An 18,553-nucleotide genomic window follows, 5' to 3' on the forward strand; every position below is an offset into this window, starting at 1 on the left:
AATATTTTTGAGGGAAATTTTATGGTCTTTAAAAACTGACATAATGATGGAATATCACCTATAAATATAAAAATAAATCCATGCAGAAAAGAAAAAGTCGAAAGAAAAAATCTTCCGACCAAGACTACCTTTGGTGCCGCCGAAACTATATTTATATCAAATAATTCCAATTACTTCGGTTCCCAAAGCTCAACTTTATTCCCTTCCAAATCCAGAATATGAATAAATTTTCCGAAATCATAAGTTGCTATTTCATCTAAAATTGTAACACCTTCTTTCTTCAGCTCTTCAACCAAAGCTTCCAGATTATCAACTGTATAATTGATCATAAATTCTCTTGTAGAAGGTTCAAAATATTTCGTTGTTTCAGGAGAAGGGCTCCACGTCAAAGAACCTTTAGGATTCGAGTCTGCAACTTCCTTCCAGCCGAATGTTGCTCCGTATTCGTTTATATCAATTCCCAGATGAGTTTTATACCATTCTTTTAAGGCTTTTGGATCTTTACATTTAAAGAAAATTCCCCCGATGCCCGTTACTCTTTTCATTTCAATTATTGTTTATTTTGATTCAAATTTAACTTTTCAGGGCAGCAATTTCATCCCTCAGCTTAGCTGCTTTAATGAAATCTAAATTTTTTGCAGCAGTTTCCATTTCTTTTTGTTTTTCAACAATCATTTTTTCAATGTCTTCCGTGGCATACGTAGCTTTTGTTTCGGCAACTTTCTGTAAAATTTGTTTTTGAGTATATTTTTCATCAGGAAAATCTTTACTTCTTCCGACTAAGTTTTCTGAAATCTTTTTATTTAAAGCAGTAGGAACTTTTCCGTGGTCTTCATTATATTTCATCTGTTTGGCTCTACGGTATTCCGTTTCGTCAAGCGTTGCCTGCATCGATTTGGTGATCTTATCGGCATATAAAATTGCCTTTCCGTTGATGTTTCTTGCCGCACGACCAACCGTCTGAATCATTGATCTTCTGCTTCTTAGCATTCCTTCCTTGTCGGCATCAAGAATCGCAACCAAAGAAACTTCAGGTAAATCCAACCCTTCTCTCAATAAATTTACTCCAATTAAAACATCAAATAATCCTACACGTAGATCCTGCATGATTTGAATACGCTCCAAGGTTTCAACATCTGAGTGAATATATCTCGTTCGGATTCCGAATTTTGTGAAATATTTGGTGAGTTCTTCGGCCATTTTTTTAGTCAAGGTCGTAACTAAAACCCTTTCATCAATATCAGCTCTTTTCTGAATTTCTTCCATCAGATCATCAATTTGATTTAATGATGGACGAACTTCAATAATAGGATCTAAAAGTCCTGTGGGTCGAATGATTTGTTCTACATAATCACCGCCTGTTTTCTCCATTTCATAATCTGCCGGGGTGGCCGAAACATAAATAACCTGATTTTGAATGTTTTCAAACTCATTGAATTTCAATGGTCTGTTATCCATTGCAGCAGGAAGTCGGAAACCATATTCTACCAACGCTTCTTTTCTGCTTCTGTCGCCGCCATACATCGCATGAACCTGCGGAACAGTAACGTGGCTTTCATCAATAACCATTAAAAAATCTTTCGGAAAATAATCGAGCAGGCAGAAAGGTCTTGTTCCGGGTAATCTACCGTCGAGATATCGTGAATAATTCTCAATTCCAGAGCAGTAGCCCAATTCTTTGATCATTTCAAGATCGAGTTCGGTTCTTTCCTGTAATCTTTTGGCTTCCAGTGGTTTTTCTATGGAACTGAAAAAATCTACCTGCTTTACCATATCATCCTGAATTTCTCTGATGGCGCCATTTAAGGTATCTTTTGAGGTTACGAAAAGGTTGGCAGGATAAATCTGAATCTGATCAAAATTATCGGTCACATTTCCCGAAACCGGATCGAAGCTTTGTATTTTTTCGATCTCATCACCAAAAAACTGAACTCGTATCGCGTTATCAGCATAGGCTGGGAAAACATCAATAACATCACCCTTTACACGAAATGTTCCTCGTTGAAACTCGCTTAGTGTTCTGGAATACAGTGCGCTTACCAATGAATGAAGAAGAGCGGTTCTAGTTACTTTTTCACCAATAGCAAGTGAAATTAATGATTTGTGAAATTCTGTCGGGTTTCCGATACCATAAATGCATGAAACTGAGGCAACAATCAATACATCTCTTCTTCCGGAAAGCAAACTTGCCGTGGCAGAAAGACGTAGTTTTTCTACTTCTTCATTAATGCTCAGGTCTTTTTCAATATAAGTTCCCGTAGTGGCAATATAGGCTTCGGGCTGATAATAATCGTAGTAACTTACAAAATATTCAACCGCATTTTCAGGAAAAAATTCTTTAAACTCCATGAAAAGCTGTGCTGCCAAGGTTTTATTATGAGCCAAAACCAACGTCGGGCGCTGAACATTCTGAACCACATTGGCAACGGTAAAGGTTTTTCCGGAACCCGTTACCCCCAATAAAGTCTGGTATTTCTCACCAATTTCTATTCCTTCGGTAAGTTTTTTTATGGCTTGCGGCTGGTCGCCGGTGGGTTGATATTCTGATTGAAGTTTAAAATTCATATATCAAATTTATGAAATAAAAAAGAGTCCTGAATCGGACTCTTGTTAAATTTATTCATAAAAACTATTGAAAGGTCATGGTTAAAGGAAGTCTTAAGGTATAGCGCACCGCAACACCGTCTTTTGTTGCGGGCTGCCATTTGATGCCTTCATTTGCCTTTATAAAGGCTGCTTTTGCTTCGTTATTGAAGATTTCATTATCTCCTGTTACCATTAAATGTTCTACGGTTCCCTCTTCGTTAATAACATATTCAATGTCTGTTCTAAGGGTTGCTTTGCTAGATCCGAGTTTTGAACTATCAAAAGTATTGGCAACTTTAGATCTTAGCTGATTCATTCCTCCAGGATAAACCGGATTGATGATATTCTCCGTATTTGCAGTGGCAATTTCCTGCTTAGGCAGAATAGTTTCTTGTGAAGAACTTTTACTTTTCGGACGAATAGTATCTGCAATCATTTTTTCATCATTTGTATTTGTTACCTTCTTGTCTTCAAGCAATTCTTGAGTGTCGTCAACAATTTGCTGAAATATCGTTGGCTGTTGTGTTTTTTCAGGCTTCGTTTTTTGAGTAAAGGATTCATGAGTAGGCTGCATATCATTAGCATATGTTCTTTGCACAAATAATCCGAAAGCCACGATTAACATCGGAATACTAATCAGTTTTTTGAATTCCGTTAATTTAGATTTTTTTCTGTTCATCATAATAAATCGTTTTTTGGTGTTGTTAAAATTAAATGTATGCGTAAGGTTATAGTTTTGTCCTGAAATTATTTCATCAAGAATCAGTTCCTGATATTCTTTTACATTAAAATCGTTCATTAAAACGGCTTCATCAGCTAAAAATTCATGATTGGTAATGATTGCTTTTTTATAAAAATATAAAGCCGGATTGAACCACATCACAATCTTTAAAAATTCGATAAAAAGAAGGTCGAAGCTGTGTTTTTGTTCTAAATGGCTCTTTTCATGCAGGAAAACTCTTGAGTCTATAGTATTGTTAATCAGATAATTTTTGCCTAAATAAATCGTTTTCCAAAATGTAAAAGGCGAAAGTTGATTTTCCGTAACTACCACGTTGTGATTTTGATAGACTATTTTCTTTCCTTTAATTTTTTTAATTCTGAAAATAGAATAAATTGCTTTGGTCAAGAGAAATAAAGTCACGATTCCATAAATAGCCACAATTAAATTAATCCAATTGAAGTTTTCTTCTTTTTGGCTTAAATCTAAAACCTGTTGCGTGGCATTTTCAACAATAATCCTGGATCTGCTGATGGGTTTCGGGTTTTCTGTCTGAATAGAAATAAAGGGCGCAATACAGGCGAATATCAATGATGAAATGAGAAAAAAGCGATTAAACCGATACATTTTTTCTTTCTCCAGAAGCAAATAATACAATGCAATTAATAAAGAAGAGCATAGAATTATTTTAATAAAAATTAAAATCATGGCTTATTCTTTTATCTGTTCATCAATAATTTCACGAAGTTCTTTCAGTTGCTTTTGAGACAATTTTGCATTCGATGTGAAAAATGAGGCAAACTGTGCTACCGAGCTGTTGAAAAAACGGTCTATCATAGAAGTCATTTCTTCCTTAAAATATTCCCCTTTGGCTATTTTTGCAAAATATTCGCGGGAATTTCCATACAATTTATAACCTACCAGATCTTTATTCTGCATTCTTTTCAGAAGTGTTGCAATAGTTGTGGTGGCAGGTTTGGGCTCAGGATAAGATTCCAAAATATCTTTCATGAAAACTTTTTCTTTTTCCCAGATAATTTCCATGACCATTTTTTCAGAATCAGTGAGTTTTATTTCTTTCATGCTCTACGTTTTGTTATTTGTTTCTACAAATGTAGAATAAAAATTTAAATCTACAAATTTTATGGCATTATTTTTCCATTCAATTCTAAAACCACCAAATTGTACTTCTATGAAATTCAATACATTTTATATTTCAGCTTTCAGTTTATTTCTAATTCTTTCATCATGTCAAAAGAATAATGCCACTGCCCAAGTGGCGAAAGATGGCAGTGTAGAAACCGAAAAACCCAATTCTCCGGAATACAAACCGGCTTTTGCAGGACAGACAAGAATAAAAGCGGTAAAAACAACAACGCCATACCAAGTTGAAGTTTTAAATAAAGATCTGGGAAAACCTTGGGGAATTATTAATTTGCCAGATGGGAGATTTTTAATTACGGATAAACGAGGTCACATGAATGTGGTTTCTGCGGATGGAAAACAAGCTTTAAACATCGAAGGTTTCCCAAAAGTAGATTCAAAAGGCCAAGGTGGAATGTTGGATGTGGCTTTAGATCCTGATTTTAAGACGAATAATATCATTTATTTCAGTTTTTCTGAACCTTATGAAAAAGGAAATCATACAGCCGTTGCGAAGGGAAAACTTTCATCTGATTTAAAAAATATTACTGATGTAAAAGTAATTTTCAGAGCGACTCCCACTTACGATGGTGACAAACATTACGGAAGCAGATTAGCTTTTGATAAAGATGGAAATTTATTTGTGAGTACAGGCGAAAGATCAGACAAACAGACGAGAGTTTATGCTCAAAAGACAGATAATTATTTAGGTAAAATTTTAAAAATTACCAAAGATGGACAACCTGCTCCAGGAAATCCATTCATTGGAAAAGCCGGATTTAAACCTGAAATTTATGCTTACGGAATCAGAAATCCACAAGGTTTAGCAATCGATCCAAACGGTAATCTTTGGGATGTTGAAATGGGACCGAGAGGCGGTGATGAAATTAATTTAATTCAAGCCGGAAAAAATTACGGTTGGGGAGATGTAACGTATGGAATTGAGTATTCCGGAGATAAAATCAATAACGGGACAACGCAGAAAGCAGGAACAGAACAGCCTGTTTATTATTGGGATCCTGTAATTTCACCAAGTGGCGTTACATTTTACACAGGAAATATCGATGAATGGAAAGGAAATTTAATGATCGGTTGTTTGAGTGGAGAACACATCAACCGAATTGTAATGAAAGATAATAAAGTGGTCGGAGAAGAACGTCTTTTGGAAGATCAAAAAGAAAGATTCCGTGATGTTTTGAATGGAAGTGATGGTAGTCTGTATGCTGTAACTGACAGCGGAAAATTGTATAAAATTTCAAAGAAATAGTCTTTTATATATTTAGGTTCGGGCTCAAAACGAAGTTTTGAGCCCGAACCGCTTTTTAAGCATATTATATCTGGAAATAACCATCACGTTTGTCATCCTTTAAGGATCTAAACACGATTTTAATTCTACTCTCTAATACTATATTTTGATCCTTTCAGGATGACAAACTTTGAAATATTATTTAATGGAAAATAAAACCTTTGCGTCAAAAAATCTTAGAACTCTTAAAATCTAAAATTAAATCTAGCAAAAGCCTGTCTCCCCGCAAATCCCATTTGTACGGGATCAAAAATTCCTCCGGCTTCCGTATTTCCATCTGAAACGGCAGTTTTTTGTAAAGTTGGATATCTGTTGAATAAATTTTTACTTCCAATTGTTAACGTAATATTTTTCGAAAATTCATACCCAAAAGAAAGGTCAGTCGTTACTTTCGGATTATAAATCTGATAATCGTCCGCGCCGCTATAACCGATCAAAGTGACTTTATCGAATCTTACCAACTGTAGATTAGCATTGAATTTATTGATTTTATAATTCAGATTTAAATTAATCTTTGTTTTCGGTGCAGAAGCTAAAATAAAAGCTCTTTCTCTCGGACTTAAGTAAATTTCCTCACTTCCTTTCAGTCTGTCGGAAGTATTAACTTTTGTGATTTCCATATCGTTGTAATTTCCTGCTAAAGTGGCAGTCAGCTTTCCTTTCCCAATATCTTGATTATAGCTTAAAATCACATCGATACCTTTAGTTTGTGTATCAATCGCATTCGCAAAAAACTGCGCCTGATCGATGAAAGGGTAATCCGCTTGTACATCTGTAGGAAGATCTGTTCTTGCAAAATTCCCTGTTAAAACGATTCTGTCTTTCACTTTAATATAATATCCATCGACACTTGCTGTGAATTTTCCTGTATTAAAAGTAAATCCGGCACTTCCGTTGACAGAAGTTTCCTGTTTCAATTGAGAAATTCCGACTCTTCTGGCCAAATCGCTGTCATTCGAAGCCAACTGAATCGTCACCAAATCTCCTCCCTGGAAATTTGTAAATTGTAAGCTATAATATTTCTGAGCTAAAGAAGGCGCTCTGAAACCTGTAGAAAATGACCCTCGAAAAGCCAATTGAGGAGTTATTTTATATCTTGTTGCAAATTTTCCGTTCAATGTACTTCCAAAATCGTTATAATTTTCGAATCTTCCGGCGATGCTTATCATCCAGTTTTTTGTGATATCTAATTCAGTATCAACATAGGCGGCAAAATTATTTCTACTTTTACTAATTTCCTGAGAATATCCCGGAAAGCCCTGCGAACCTCCCGGTCTTACATCTCCTGTTAAAGGATTGGTAACCAATAAACTTTGATCTGTACTTGCAGTCACAATATTTCCGTTTACGTCGTACATAGCGTATGAAGCTTCTTCTCCTTTAATGATATCAAATTTTTCATATCTAAATTCTGATCCGAAAGCGATATTTAAACCTTCTAAAACGCTAAATTGTTTTGAAGCATTAAAACCAGTCGTATTTTGCAACAAAGAATGTCCTCCCGCATTGAAACTCGTCGGTGAATTCACTCCCAAAGTCACGTTAATTGTATTATCAATTTGATATGTAAATCTGTTGCTTCCAAAAGCGTTGTAAAAGTCAACATCCCAATCTGCCACTTTGAATTTTAAACCATTATCAAATGTAAAATCGGTGATGCTTGTTCCTTCAATGGGATTAAAACCATTCGGATAAACTTCAGGAATATTTCCATCTGCGTCTGCGCTTCTCGTCCATGCATAAGCATCTGTTTTTCTTTGAGAAAACCCTTGTCGTGAATAAAATTTTAAATTGTCTGACAACGGAACTTCGATATTTCCGAAGAAATAAAAATTCTGAGATTTTGCATCTCCAAATCTTTGTCTTGGTGCATCATATTTTTCTGGATTGGCATTTCGAATCGCATATTCTTTATTAACAAATTCTGCGGTAAAATTTCCGAAACCTCCTTTTGAACCTATTTTTGTTCCATAATTTCCATAAAAATCAAAAGTATTTCCGTCTATTTTTCGATCTGAAACAACATCTTTATCTCCCGGACTTTTAAAAAGATTAACTCCATAAAAAGCGTTTCCTTCAAAACCATGATCGCGGTCATTTAAAATCACGTTGATAACTCCTGCAATCGCATCGGAACCATATTGTGCGGAGGCTCCGTCGCGCAAAACTTCAACTCTTTTTATGGCCCCGATGGGAATCGTGTTCATATCTGAACCTGTATTTCCGCGGCCTTTTGTCCCGAAAAGATTGATTAATGAAGATTGATGATATCTTTTTCCGTTAAGTAAAAGCAAGGTTTGATCTGGTCCTAGACCTCTCAAAGTTGCTGGATCAACCGCATCGGCTCCATCCGAACCGGATTGTTTGTTGGAATTAAAAGAAGGCGCTGCAAACTGCAAAAGCTGATTGACTTCAACTTGTCCTGTCGATTGACTAACCTGTTTGATATCAATTACGTCAATCGGGACGGGTGTGTCGACAACGGTTCTTTTCTTGTTTCGGCTTCCAGTGATGGCAACTTCCTCAATTTTAGCTTCTTTCGAAATTGTATCATTGATTTGTTGTGAATATAAAACGGAAGTTGTGCCTAAAAATACAATGCTTAGGTATTTAATTTTCATATTTTCGTCAAGTTTTAAATTGGTGATTTAATCAAAAATATTAAATTTTGTTTTTAAATCATCAATACAAATCACTTTTGTTTGATAAATTACATAATGATTAAATGTAAAGCATAGTTTCGTTTAAATTTTAAATTGAATGGAATTGATTTACAAAATAATTTAAACTTTCGAAAAAGTTATTTTAACACAGTTTGTTATTACGTAGAGTATTAGAAAAATAATGGAAAGATTCGCGGCGAGATCCTTTCAGGATGACAAACGAATAGGATATTTTTCTGAATTTTTAACGACCAACTGGAACCATAGCCCAGATTGAACGGCCTTTTTGAGCTCTTTTCTGTTTTAGGCTCGGCGGCGAAGCCGCCGAGCCTAAAACAGAAAAAGCGAGTAGTGAAAGCGGGAAATTGCTCCTAAAAAAACAATAAAAGTACAATTCGACGTAGTCAAATAGCTTCAAATAAAAAAGAATCCAAAAATTAATTTGAATCCTCTTATTATTTTAAGTTTTATGCTTCTTCCAACTGAACGGTGAAGTGTCTTAACAAATCCGGTTCCCATGTGATTTTGTAGCCTTTTGCAATCTCTTCACGTCTTTCGTAAACGTTTTTGATTGCTGCTGCAATATAATCCATGTGGTTGTTGGTATACGTTCTTCTTGGAATCGCCAAACGTACCAATTCCAACTTAGGATAACGGTTTTCTCTTGTTTCAGGATCTCTGTCTGCCAACAAAGTTCCGATTTCTACAGTTCTGATTCCCGCTTCTTTATAAATCTCAAGACCTAACGTCTGTGCAGGGAATTCTGAACGGTCAACATTGGGTAAGAAATTTAGAGAATCGATGAATACAGCGTGCCCTCCAATTGGTTTCTGAACCGGAATTCCGTATTCGATTAATTTGTGACCCAGATATTCAACCTGGGAAATTCTGCTTTCCAGATAAGCAAATTCAGTCGCTTCATCCAGACCAACCGCCAAAGCAGCCATGTCTCTTCCCGCCATACCTCCGTATGTGATGAAACCTTCGTAGATAATCGTGAAATTAGATGCTTTTCTGAAAACTTCTTCGTTATTCAAAGCGATGAAACCTCCGATGTTTACCAGTCCGTCTTTTTTAGAACTCATCGTCATTCCGTCTCCGTACGAGAAAATTTCTTTACAGATATCTTTAATGCTTCTGTTTTCCTGTCCGGCTTCTCTTTTCTTAATGAAATAAGCGTTTTCAGCGAATCTTGCAGAATCAAAAAATACAGGAACTCCGTATTTATTAGATAATTCTCTTACCGCCTTCATGTTTTCCAAAGAAACAGGCTGTCCTCCTGAAGAGTTACAAGTAATCGTAATCAAACAAAAAGGAATGCTTTCTTTCGGATGACTTTTATAAATTTCTTCTAATTTTTCTAGGTTGATGTTTCCTTTGAAAGGGTGAAGATCGTTAATATCAAAAGCTTCATCGATTGTACAGTCGATTGCGTGAGCTTTTCTAAATTCGATGTGACCTTTTGTTGTATCGAAGTGAGAATTCCCCGGAACTACATCTCCTTCTTTTACCAAAACTGAAAATAATACGTTTTCAGCAGCTCTACCTTGGTGAGTTGGTAATAAATATTTGAAACCTGTGATTTTCTCAACAGTATTTTGCAATTGCTCGAATGAACGAGATCCTGCATAACTTTCATCACCCATCATCAAAGCGCCCCATTGTCTGTCAGACATTGCTCCGGTTCCAGAATCCGTTAAAAGGTCGATGAAAACTTGTGAAGATTTTAGATTAAATAAATTATAGTTAGCTTGTTTTAGCCATTCTTCTCTTTCTTCTCTTGTTGATTGGCGGATTTCTTCCACCATTTTAATACGGAAAGGTTCCGCGTACGGTAAATTCATGATATATCTATTAGATTGTTTGTAACGAAAATTTTATTTGAAATAAATTCAAATTCATCAAAATATTTTAAAGCAATAATTAATGCATGACAAGAATTTTTTAACCACAAAAGTTTCAAAAGATCTTAATTGTAAAATAGTTTTTCAAAAGATTACAGAAACAAAACTATTTTGAATTTGCTTTATGAACTTTTGATTTAACTAAAATACTTTATCATCTTTTGTATCTTTTGCGGTGAATAAAATCATGCAAAGAATAACTATTCAGGAGCTTTAAAAATATTATCGTCTGAATGGAAGCCTGCTACACCGCCGCTCACCGCAAATTTCATTGCAGAAGCCGCCGTCATTCCCACTACAGGTTTGATGTTTTTTTCTTCAGTTACAATTACCCAACCCGAAATTGCATAAGAATGAGGAAGATAAACCGCAACATAATTGTGTTTATCAACATCTGCCATTTCTTTCTGAGTTAAAAATCCAATTCTCCAGATCTCCGGATTTTCGTTCGTCTTTACCCAAACCGGGTCGTTGAATTTTTTCTTATCTCCAACAAATGAAGACATTACGTCTTTCGTTGGAGTGTAAATATGTTTTACACCAGGCGTTTTCTCCAGCAAACGATCCATAGAATCGAAAAAGAATTTTCCCACCACGAATTTATTGCCTAAAAAGCCTAAAATTGCCGTTATTAAAATCGTAGAAATAAAAACCAACCCCGGAATTTCCTTTGCCACAGAAGGGATAATGTTGTCGATAGACGTAACAACATAATAAATGACAAAAATGGTAAGCCCGATTGGCCCAATAATCACCAATCCCTGAAAGAAATTTTTCAGAAAGAAATTGGCAATATTTTCAAAAGTCAGTTTTTTCACTGCGATTTTATCTGTTATTTTTTTAATTATTTACCGCAAAAGGATAAAATCTTATCTTAATTTTCTTAATCTAAATAAACTTTGTTTGTTTCTTTTTAACATTAAGAAGTTAAAAAATATCACTGTTAATAATTAAGAATCAATAAATTAATTTTTTAAGCGAATTAAATTTAGAGTTTTAAAATCTTAATTACTTAATGTTTAAAAAAATTTAACCGTGAATAGATTCTCCTTTTCCATACGACTGAATGATTTTAGCTTCATATTCCAACCATTCTTCCCAGCGTGCATTTACTTTTTCTTCGTCACCCAACTGCCTTGCAAAACCAATGAAAGTCGTGTAATGATTGGCCTCGGAAATCATTAATTCTCTGTAAAATGTTTTCAGTTCTTCGTCTTTAATATTTTCCGTTAAAACTTTAAATCTTTCACAACTTCTGGCTTCAATCATCGCCGCAAAAAGCATTTTATCAACGATAAGATCATCTCTGTTTCCACCCTTTTGGATGAAATTTACCAATTCGTTGACGTAATCGTCTTTTCTGGTACGTCCAAAAGTGTAACCTCTCTTCTTGATAATCTCATGAACCTGCTGAAAATGCTCCAATTCTTCCTGAGCAATCAATAAAAGTTCGGTCACGATTTCCGGATATTCGGGTAGCATGGTAATTAAGCCGATCGCATTTGTCGCGGCTTTTTGTTCGCACCAGGCGTGATCCGTCAAAATTTCTTCTAGGTTTCCTTCTGCAATATTTGCCCACCTTGGATCGGTAGGAAGTTTCAACTTAAACATAGTTTAAAAATTTCTGTAAAATTAAAATAAATTGCGATAAGACGTATGATTTTATTTCAAATTGATAATTATAGTGGTAAAACCATTGTTCATTTATTTTGAGGAATGATGTTTTTTGTTTTTAAACGCAAAGATTCTATTTCACGGTGCTGATTTTTGGAAATCAAAGACAAATAAATTTGTTTCGCGAAGCTTGAAAATACGCTTCATCAAATCAACTTGTTGATTCTTCTTTGCTCACTCGACTATGTTTTATTTTGAATTAAAACTTTGCGTCAAAAAAATGATGGATTTTAAGATGCAGTTTTCTTTCTTAAAATTTCCAGAATATTCCATCCAAAAGAATCAATTTTCTTTAATCCTGAGGAAATAATGAAGGCTAAAATGATATTTATGATATAAATTAAAATCATCAAAACCCACCAAGGCATATTTTCTTTCATTGGTACAACTAAGAAATAAACCAAAGATGAACTGATTCCCTGAGCGAAATAGAAAAATATTGCGTTTTTCCCGATGTGAGTGACGAAACTTTCCTTTGAAATTTTTAACCTGTTGTAAAAAACAAAAAGCGTAACTAAAGAAAAGAGCGTCCATATAATATAAGGTATCTTCGGCGGAAATTTATTTTTATTGATCTTAAAGAAGATTTCGCTTCCATAATACCAAAACATCCAGATTAAAGCTGCCGCAACGATTCCATATAATACGGGAATAATTTTCGTTGGAATCTTTTTTCCTTTCATTCTATTCGCAATCAGGAAAATCGCCATGTAAAATGCAACGTAACCGACTTGCCCTGTTGGATAAATCCACGGGAAAATATTGAATAGTAAGGTTAAAGCAATACAAATTCCGATAAACCAATAAATGTGTTTTGGAAAAAATCTTAAAATTAAAACTCCGAAGACCGTTAAAATAAAATAGACTTTTAAATACCAGAAACTTCCCATCACGACCGGAAAAGTATCTGCATTTGTGTATTGATGAAGATACCAATTTCCGAGATTTTGCCATTGTGGAACTGCAGAAATGCTTGTGGTGGCATATTTTGATCCGAATGTTGAATAAAATTTCTGTAGCCATTCCAAAGAAAAAAAACTGAGTCCGAAAACTTTAAAAAAGTAATCTAAAAAGAACAACAATGTCACGAAAATCATGTACGTGATCTGCAATTTTAATAATCTGTAAAAAGTTTTCTCAATATTAGAACCCGATGTGATTCCGCTTAGTGCATAAAATAAAGCAACATCAAAAACCAAAGAAAAAACTCTTATTTCCGCAGGAATATAAAATTGCCCCGACCAAAAAGCGGTATGGATAAATATTATGGAAAGCGTTGCCAGTCCTTTTGCAAAATCTATGTAGAGATCTCTGTTCATCATCAATATTATAATGTGTCAAAAGTAAATAAACTTTGCGGAATTTTATCATCTGTTTTAAAAAGCAAAAAGAGGCAGGAAAATCTTGCCTCTTTTTTAAAAATATGCTAAAAATGAATGTTATTTCAAATCTTTAAACTCTTCAGCAGAAATTTCTCCTGACTGAATTTTTCTTAACTCATCCATATACTGGCTCATATAAGCATCAAGTTCAGGATATTGAGTGTTTTTTGCCATTTTATACGTTCCGTTCAGCACGCCTTGATAATAATAAAAGAAATTATAATCAAAAGCTGAAGCCGTAAGATCATACTGTCCCAAAAGGAATCCCAAACGTACCGCAGATCTTCTTTGTGGCGGAGTTCCGTGATGCCCGGCGCTTGTTGTCTGATAGTCTCCGATGCTTTGAGCAAACTCATACGCTGCAGCAATCTGTGCAAATGATGTTTGGTTATAGCCATTCGGTCTTCTCAGATAATATCCTGCGAAACCGTCTGCTTCCAGTTCATTTGGTCTTGCAGTAGATTCACTTACAGAAGGCAATCCGAAGATGTACTGCAACTGATGACCGTACTCATGTGCCAAAATCATGGCATTTACAATGTCTCCTCCTTTGGATTTTGCATCATAATAAATGGCATATCCGTAATAAATTTTTCCTGTAGAGTAGGAGATGGCATTGTAAGTAGAGTTGTAATTGGAAGGATCATTTACAAACCTTAATGTAGGATTGCTTCTTCCCCACAAACTCGCAATTTTTGTCATCTGTGCATTCATGAAATTGGTATCTGCTGTGGTTTGCAGAGTGGTGGTAAGTACGGCAGACGAGTTCCAGTACTGATCTACATAATAACATACTTTTTCCAATTCATTGGGCTGATCCAGCTTTAAATTTTCTACCTGAGCCTCAGGTACTACCGTGTCTTCTACATTATCATTGTTACATGCTGCCAATGTCAAAACAGCAAATGCTCCCGCTAAAGCGCGGAAATTAAAGTTTCTTTTCATATAAAATATTTTGGTGAAAACGAAGGTATAAAATATTATGATAAGTCTCATCACTTTATAGTGAAAAATTATTCGAGACATAAAGAAAAATTTTATTTAAAAAATAATGCGTTTGATTGTAAGCAAATTAGAATTTAATTCTTATATTTGCACCTCGAAATAACTAAAAATTTATAAACAATGTTTGCAATTGTAGAAATAGCAGGGCTTCAATACAAAGTTGAGCAAGACCAGAAGTTGTTTGTAAACCGTTTAGCAGGAGACAAAGGAGGTAAAGTATCTTTCGATAAAGTACTTCTTACTGTAAACGGTGCAATCACTGTAGGCGCCCCAGCTGTAAGCGGAATCACTGTAGAAGCAGAGATCCTAGACCACGTAAAAGCTGATAAAGTAATCGTTTTCAAAAAGAAAAGAAGAAAAGGTTACCAAGTAAAAAATGGTCACAGACAATCTTTAACTCAAATTCAAATTACTGGTATTACAGGATTTGATGGAGCTAAAAAAGCAGAAAAACCTGCTAAAAAGACAACTAAAAAAGCTGACGCTGAAAGCGCAGAATAATTTAAACCAAAAAACCTTAGAATAAAATGGCACATAAGAAAGGAGTTGGTAGTTCCAAAAACGGTAGAGAATCTCACTCTAAAAGATTAGGTGTGAAGATTTTCGGTGGTCAGGAAGCTATTGCTGGAAATATTATTGTTAGACAAAGAGGTACTCAGCACCACCCAGGTGAAAACGTGGGAATCGGTAAAGATCACACTTTGTTTGCTCTAGTAGACGGTAAAGTAGTTTTCAGAAAGAAAGCAAACAACAGATCTTTTGTATCTGTAGAAGCAAACGCATAATCATTTAAGCGTTTCATAAAAATTAAAATCCTCAGCATTTTTGTTGAGGATTTTTTTTGTTTCTCCGATGAAAAATATTCTTACATTTATAGAACATCCAATTAAAAATTAATTCATATGAAAAATGTAAAGAAATTTAAAAGAGAAGAACTTAAAAGTGTAATGGGAGGTGCTCTTCCGGTAAAAGATTGTTTGCCTTGTGATATTTACTGTAAACTTCCTGAAGGCGAAAGACCTTCTTGTAATGTGGTGTATATTGTGGCGCACTGCAATAGCTGTAAAGGTTATCCTGTAGAATCTTAATCTCTCTACTGAAAATAAAAAAATCTCCTTCAATCTGAAGGAGATTTATATTTTAAAACCCAACTTGGAAGCCGGCTTTTACGCCAAATTTTGAAATATCTGGTCTGTCGAGATAATTTCCTCGCCAGTTGAAATCGACGCGGAAAATTCTAAGATTTCCAATCCCGATGTTCTCTATTCCGAAACCATATTCAAAATATACATGATCACTTGGTGCAGAATATCTTAATCCATCAACATTCATCGCTCTTGCGCCATCGCTTAATGTTCCGTAAGCGCCTCTGATGAAAGCTACTTCTCTGAATTTCAATTTTTTAATTAATGGAATGTAGGATAAAATCTTTCCATTAAAATGATGTTCAAGATGTAGCGTGGTGTACGTGTCCGCTACAAATTCGTAATAATTAAGCTGTGAAAAAGTATTGGGAACCAAACCATAAGATTGATTTCCGGGAATTACATTTTGTATTGCTAATGGTACGGTATCGAAATTTTTTCCTGCTTCAAAGTTAATCATCAATTTTCCTAAACTTCCCACCAAAACTGGTTTGTAGAATAAAAACTGTAATTTATTATAATTGAAATCAGCATTGAATAAACCTTCAATACCTCTCGTATATTTTAAAACAATAGTCGGAGCCAAAGTTCCGTGTTCGTATCTGTCGACTCCGGTTTGTGAGAATTTAGCGCCCGGTCTTGCGATTAAGCTAACAGTAACATGAGAATCGTTCACCGTTTGTCTTAATTCTCCGTTTCTGTAGTACATCAGGTTGAAACCGCCTGGATTTGCTGATTTAATACTCTGCATGGTTCCGTCTACTCTTACCTGGAAGTTTTTCCAAGGCTCAATAGAAGCAAATACATTGGTTGAATTTACTGAACTTAAAGAAGTGTTGTCTCCTCTCGCAAAAACAGTAGAAGAGGCAAATGATCTAGACATAATTCCGTCGTCATCTGTAAGCTGCGTTCCGAGCTGTAAAATATCTCTTCTGCTTCCTACTCCAATCATGAATCTGTTGAGTCTATTGAACATGTATTTTCCTTCCACGCCATATTTAAACTGCTGATCTCTAAATCCGTACGCTCCATAAAACTGAACCCTCCATGGATCGTTTTGAGTAAAATATGTTCTTGCACCCAGTCTTATTCTGCTGCCTTCCACTTCATTAAAGCCGTAAACAGAGAAAATAGGACCGATGTCGATGCCTTTGGTAATATTGTAATATCTTGAGCCTAATGTTTCGTAAAGCTTTACAATTCGGTTGAATTTTGGCGTCTGTTTTAGCTTGTCAAGCATTTCATACACTCCTTGCTCGGTTTTAGATAAAGAATCGGGTCTAGCTTTTGCCCAGTAAGCATCGTCTTTATCTACAAACTTATCATCATATTCTTCTTCTCTTCGAACGAAAACTTTATTATCCAAAGGTTTATTAAAATCATATTCGTAATAATCTACAGACCGCCTTGCAATGATGCTTTTGGATGTTTTTTTCTTGGCAAAAGGCGTTAACTCAATTGCGGTAACGAATTTTTTAGGTAAGAAAGTTTCATCATCAGGATTGTCATATTCCAACTCGGTAGAAATACTGTTGATGAAATTAACATTAATCTTTTGAGTAGATTTTAAAGTTGCTCCCAATACGGCATAGCTGTCTGTATCGATATAAAGATAGCCCTGAAAAGCCAAAACCTCTGTTCTTTTCGGCTGATATCTAATTCTGTAGGCTCTTTCGCCATGAACGCTGATGGTATCGGTTAAATTATAATCATACGTACTGAAGCCGTCTGTTCCCACGGGGCTTGGGAAGCCAATGTCAAAATAATTTAAAGTATTATCATAAATATTAATATCACGATAAAGGTTTTTTGCCGTTACCGTAATCACTTGATTATCTTGGAATCCTGAAGTTTTCTGAGCTACAAGAAGCTTTTTGTTTTTTTTATCGGGTCTGTTTTCTCCGTAATTTTCGTAGATAGATTCATTTAAAAATATAGGAAGTCCCATTTTTCCGCTGGCGGTAGAATCTGCATAATCGAAGATAAAATCCATTTTATTGAAGATCTTTTTCTTCATGAAAGTACTATCCAGATTATTGGCATCAAACTGAATTTTCTCGTATTCTTTGTAGGTATATGTGTTGAATTTTTCTAAACCATTGTTCCTTTTTCTTTTCCAGACTTCCTGCATGATGGCATAAGCCGGATTTTCTTTTTTATTTTTATACTTTGGCTTTTCGTTATGAATTACAACTTCCTGAATATCTCCCACTTTTTCAGCGGAAAGTTTTACAAAAATATTAGAGTTATTTTCTGAAGTAATATCAATGCTTTGCAGCGAATAGTTTTTCTTTAAAAATTTAAGCTTATAAATAATACTGTCTGACTGAACACTGAAATTCCCGGAATTTGTAGTTAAAGCAGCCTTATTACTGTCGTTGATAAAAATATCTACGCCTGTGATAGGCTTAGTGGTTTTTTCATCAATAATTCTTCCGCTAGCCGAATTTTGGGCGCAGACGAAATCAGATAAAAGTATAATAAAGAAAAGGGGATAGTATTTTATATTGTTAATAAACATTTGTATTTTTCCTAGCATTTAGCATAAACAAAAAGCATGCTGTTTCTTTCAAAGGGTTAATAATTTTTACGCTTTTTTTGTAATTAGGAACAAAACAACAAAAATAGCAAAAATAACTTCAACATTTTTAGTGATGCTGTAATTGTAAATCTGTTAAGGAGTAACTTTTTACGGATATAATTCTGTTTTAAAACGAAATAACAGATTTTATAGTATGTAAAGGGAAAAGTAAATTTTGAAGCATAAAAAAAGACCTACATTTCTGTAAGTCTTTTTGCTCCTCCTGCTGGGCTCGAACCAGCGACCCTCTGATTAACAGTCAGATGCTCTAACCAACTGAGCTAAGGAGGAATTTCCTTCTTTTAAGGTGATGCAAATATAATATGAATATTTATATCAAGCAAGTTTTATCCTTTATTCATGATGATTTTTCACTAAATGTGTTGAATTTCAATCACAAATATTTTACGTTTTTTTTAATTAAATCTGAATTCTTCTCAATT

At 34.8% G+C, this 18,553-nt stretch carries 15 protein-coding genes and 1 tRNA gene; 4 read left to right on the forward strand and 12 right to left on the reverse strand.

The window, feature by feature from the left end; translation table 11 throughout:
• Positions 1-170: 170 nt before the first annotated feature.
• The 4 genes from ABEG63_RS17425 to ABEG63_RS17440 all read right to left on the reverse strand — a co-directional run bounded on the left by ABEG63_RS17425 (position 171) and on the right by ABEG63_RS17440 (position 4,390).
• A complete protein-coding gene (locus tag ABEG63_RS17425; protein WP_346586500.1) occupies positions 171-545 on the reverse strand; it encodes a VOC family protein in 375 nt (124 codons plus the stop codon).
• 28 nt (positions 546-573) lie between these two features.
• Entirely contained in the window at positions 574-2,565 is a 1,992-nt protein-coding gene (gene uvrB / locus ABEG63_RS17430) for an excinuclease ABC subunit UvrB (RefSeq protein ID WP_346586501.1), read from the reverse strand.
• A 64-nt stretch (positions 2,566-2,629) separates the two neighbouring features.
• Entirely contained in the window at positions 2,630-4,015 is a 1,386-nt protein-coding gene (locus ABEG63_RS17435; RefSeq protein WP_346586502.1) for a M56 family metallopeptidase, read from the reverse strand.
• 3 nt (positions 4,016-4,018) lie between these two features.
• Positions 4,019-4,390, reverse strand: a complete 372-nt coding sequence (locus tag ABEG63_RS17440) for a BlaI/MecI/CopY family transcriptional regulator (protein ID WP_346586504.1) — start codon at positions 4,388-4,390, stop codon at positions 4,019-4,021.
• Between the two features lie 109 nt (positions 4,391-4,499).
• Here ABEG63_RS17440 and ABEG63_RS17445 point away from each other — a divergent pair, with 109 nt between their 5' ends.
• A complete protein-coding gene (locus ABEG63_RS17445) occupies positions 4,500-5,717 on the forward strand; it encodes a PQQ-dependent sugar dehydrogenase (RefSeq protein WP_346586506.1) in 1,218 nt (405 codons plus the stop codon).
• Positions 5,718-5,941: 224 nt separating this feature from the next.
• On the opposite strand, the gene ABEG63_RS17450 is transcribed toward ABEG63_RS17445, so the two are convergent.
• From ABEG63_RS17450 to ABEG63_RS17475, 6 genes are all read right to left on the reverse strand, one after another.
• Positions 5,942-8,377, reverse strand: coding sequence for a TonB-dependent receptor (locus ABEG63_RS17450; protein WP_346586508.1), 2,436 nt, complete (start codon positions 8,375-8,377; stop codon positions 5,942-5,944).
• Between the two features lie 509 nt (positions 8,378-8,886).
• Entirely contained in the window at positions 8,887-10,263 is a 1,377-nt protein-coding gene (locus tag ABEG63_RS17455) for a tryptophanase (RefSeq protein WP_346586510.1), read from the reverse strand.
• 260 nt (positions 10,264-10,523) lie between these two features.
• Complete coding sequence (locus tag ABEG63_RS17460) at positions 10,524-11,141, reverse strand: DUF502 domain-containing protein (protein WP_267404833.1); 618 nt, start codon at positions 11,139-11,141, stop codon at positions 10,524-10,526.
• Positions 11,142-11,352: 211 nt separating this feature from the next.
• Complete coding sequence (locus tag ABEG63_RS17465) at positions 11,353-11,934, reverse strand: tRNA-(ms[2]io[6]A)-hydroxylase (RefSeq protein WP_267404830.1); 582 nt, start codon at positions 11,932-11,934, stop codon at positions 11,353-11,355.
• A gap of 293 nt (positions 11,935-12,227) precedes the next feature.
• A complete protein-coding gene (locus tag ABEG63_RS17470; protein WP_346586598.1) occupies positions 12,228-13,316 on the reverse strand; it encodes an acyltransferase family protein in 1,089 nt (362 codons plus the stop codon).
• A 120-nt stretch (positions 13,317-13,436) separates the two neighbouring features.
• A complete protein-coding gene (locus ABEG63_RS17475) occupies positions 13,437-14,324 on the reverse strand; it encodes a metalloprotease (protein WP_346586512.1) in 888 nt (295 codons plus the stop codon).
• A gap of 180 nt (positions 14,325-14,504) precedes the next feature.
• Here ABEG63_RS17475 and rplU point away from each other — a divergent pair, with 180 nt between their 5' ends.
• From rplU to ABEG63_RS17490, 3 genes are all read left to right on the forward strand, one after another.
• Entirely contained in the window at positions 14,505-14,885 is a 381-nt protein-coding gene (gene rplU / locus ABEG63_RS17480) for a 50S ribosomal protein L21 (protein ID WP_267404823.1), read from the forward strand.
• Positions 14,886-14,911: 26 nt separating this feature from the next.
• Positions 14,912-15,169 (forward strand): 50S ribosomal protein L27, encoded by a 258-nt coding sequence (gene rpmA / locus ABEG63_RS17485; protein WP_165135550.1) that lies wholly within the window; start codon positions 14,912-14,914, stop codon positions 15,167-15,169.
• A gap of 117 nt (positions 15,170-15,286) precedes the next feature.
• The gene (locus ABEG63_RS17490; RefSeq protein WP_346586515.1) at positions 15,287-15,472 is read left to right on the forward strand and encodes a hypothetical protein; all 186 of its coding nucleotides are present in this window, start codon (positions 15,287-15,289) and stop codon (positions 15,470-15,472) included.
• A 52-nt stretch (positions 15,473-15,524) separates the two neighbouring features.
• On the opposite strand, the gene ABEG63_RS17495 is transcribed toward ABEG63_RS17490, so the two are convergent.
• Both ABEG63_RS17495 and ABEG63_RS17500 read right to left on the reverse strand, forming a co-directional pair.
• On the reverse strand, positions 15,525-18,050 hold the full coding sequence (locus tag ABEG63_RS17495) for a DUF5686 family protein (protein WP_346586517.1): 2,526 nt from the start codon (positions 18,048-18,050) through the stop codon (positions 15,525-15,527).
• Between the two features lie 277 nt (positions 18,051-18,327).
• Positions 18,328-18,401: transfer RNA gene (locus ABEG63_RS17500), tRNA-Asn, on the reverse strand.
• Positions 18,402-18,553: the final 152 nt, after the last annotated feature.

The organism is Chryseobacterium sp. C39-AII1 (assembly GCF_039672645.1).
GTDB lineage: Bacteria > Bacteroidota > Bacteroidia > Flavobacteriales > Weeksellaceae > Chryseobacterium.

Bases quoted from the DNA above. Each gene is read 5' to 3' on its own strand.
- ABEG63_RS17425 (WP_346586500.1), bottom strand. From the start codon at position 545: ATGAAAAGAGTAACGGGCATCGGGGGAATTTTCTTTAAATGTAAAGAT.
- uvrB (WP_346586501.1), bottom strand. From the start codon at position 2,565: ATGAATTTTAAACTTCAATCAGAATATCAACCCACCGGCGACCAGCCG.
- ABEG63_RS17435 (WP_346586502.1), bottom strand. From the start codon at position 4,015: ATGATTTTAATTTTTATTAAAATAATTCTATGCTCTTCTTTATTAATT.
- ABEG63_RS17440 (WP_346586504.1), bottom strand. From the start codon at position 4,390: ATGAAAGAAATAAAACTCACTGATTCTGAAAAAATGGTCATGGAAATT.
- ABEG63_RS17445 (WP_346586506.1), top strand. From the start codon at position 4,500: ATGAAATTCAATACATTTTATATTTCAGCTTTCAGTTTATTTCTAATT.
- ABEG63_RS17450 (WP_346586508.1), bottom strand. From the start codon at position 8,377: ATGAAAATTAAATACCTAAGCATTGTATTTTTAGGCACAACTTCCGTT.
- ABEG63_RS17455 (WP_346586510.1), bottom strand. From the start codon at position 10,263: ATGAATTTACCGTACGCGGAACCTTTCCGTATTAAAATGGTGGAAGAA.
- ABEG63_RS17465 (WP_267404830.1), bottom strand. From the start codon at position 11,934: ATGTTTAAGTTGAAACTTCCTACCGATCCAAGGTGGGCAAATATTGCA.
- ABEG63_RS17470 (WP_346586598.1), bottom strand. From the start codon at position 13,316: ATGAACAGAGATCTCTACATAGATTTTGCAAAAGGACTGGCAACGCTT.
- ABEG63_RS17475 (WP_346586512.1), bottom strand. From the start codon at position 14,324: ATGAAAAGAAACTTTAATTTCCGCGCTTTAGCGGGAGCATTTGCTGTT.
- rplU (WP_267404823.1), top strand. From the start codon at position 14,505: ATGTTTGCAATTGTAGAAATAGCAGGGCTTCAATACAAAGTTGAGCAA.
- rpmA (WP_165135550.1), top strand. From the start codon at position 14,912: ATGGCACATAAGAAAGGAGTTGGTAGTTCCAAAAACGGTAGAGAATCT.
- ABEG63_RS17490 (WP_346586515.1), top strand. From the start codon at position 15,287: ATGAAAAATGTAAAGAAATTTAAAAGAGAAGAACTTAAAAGTGTAATG.
- ABEG63_RS17495 (WP_346586517.1), bottom strand. From the start codon at position 18,050: ATGTTTATTAACAATATAAAATACTATCCCCTTTTCTTTATTATACTT.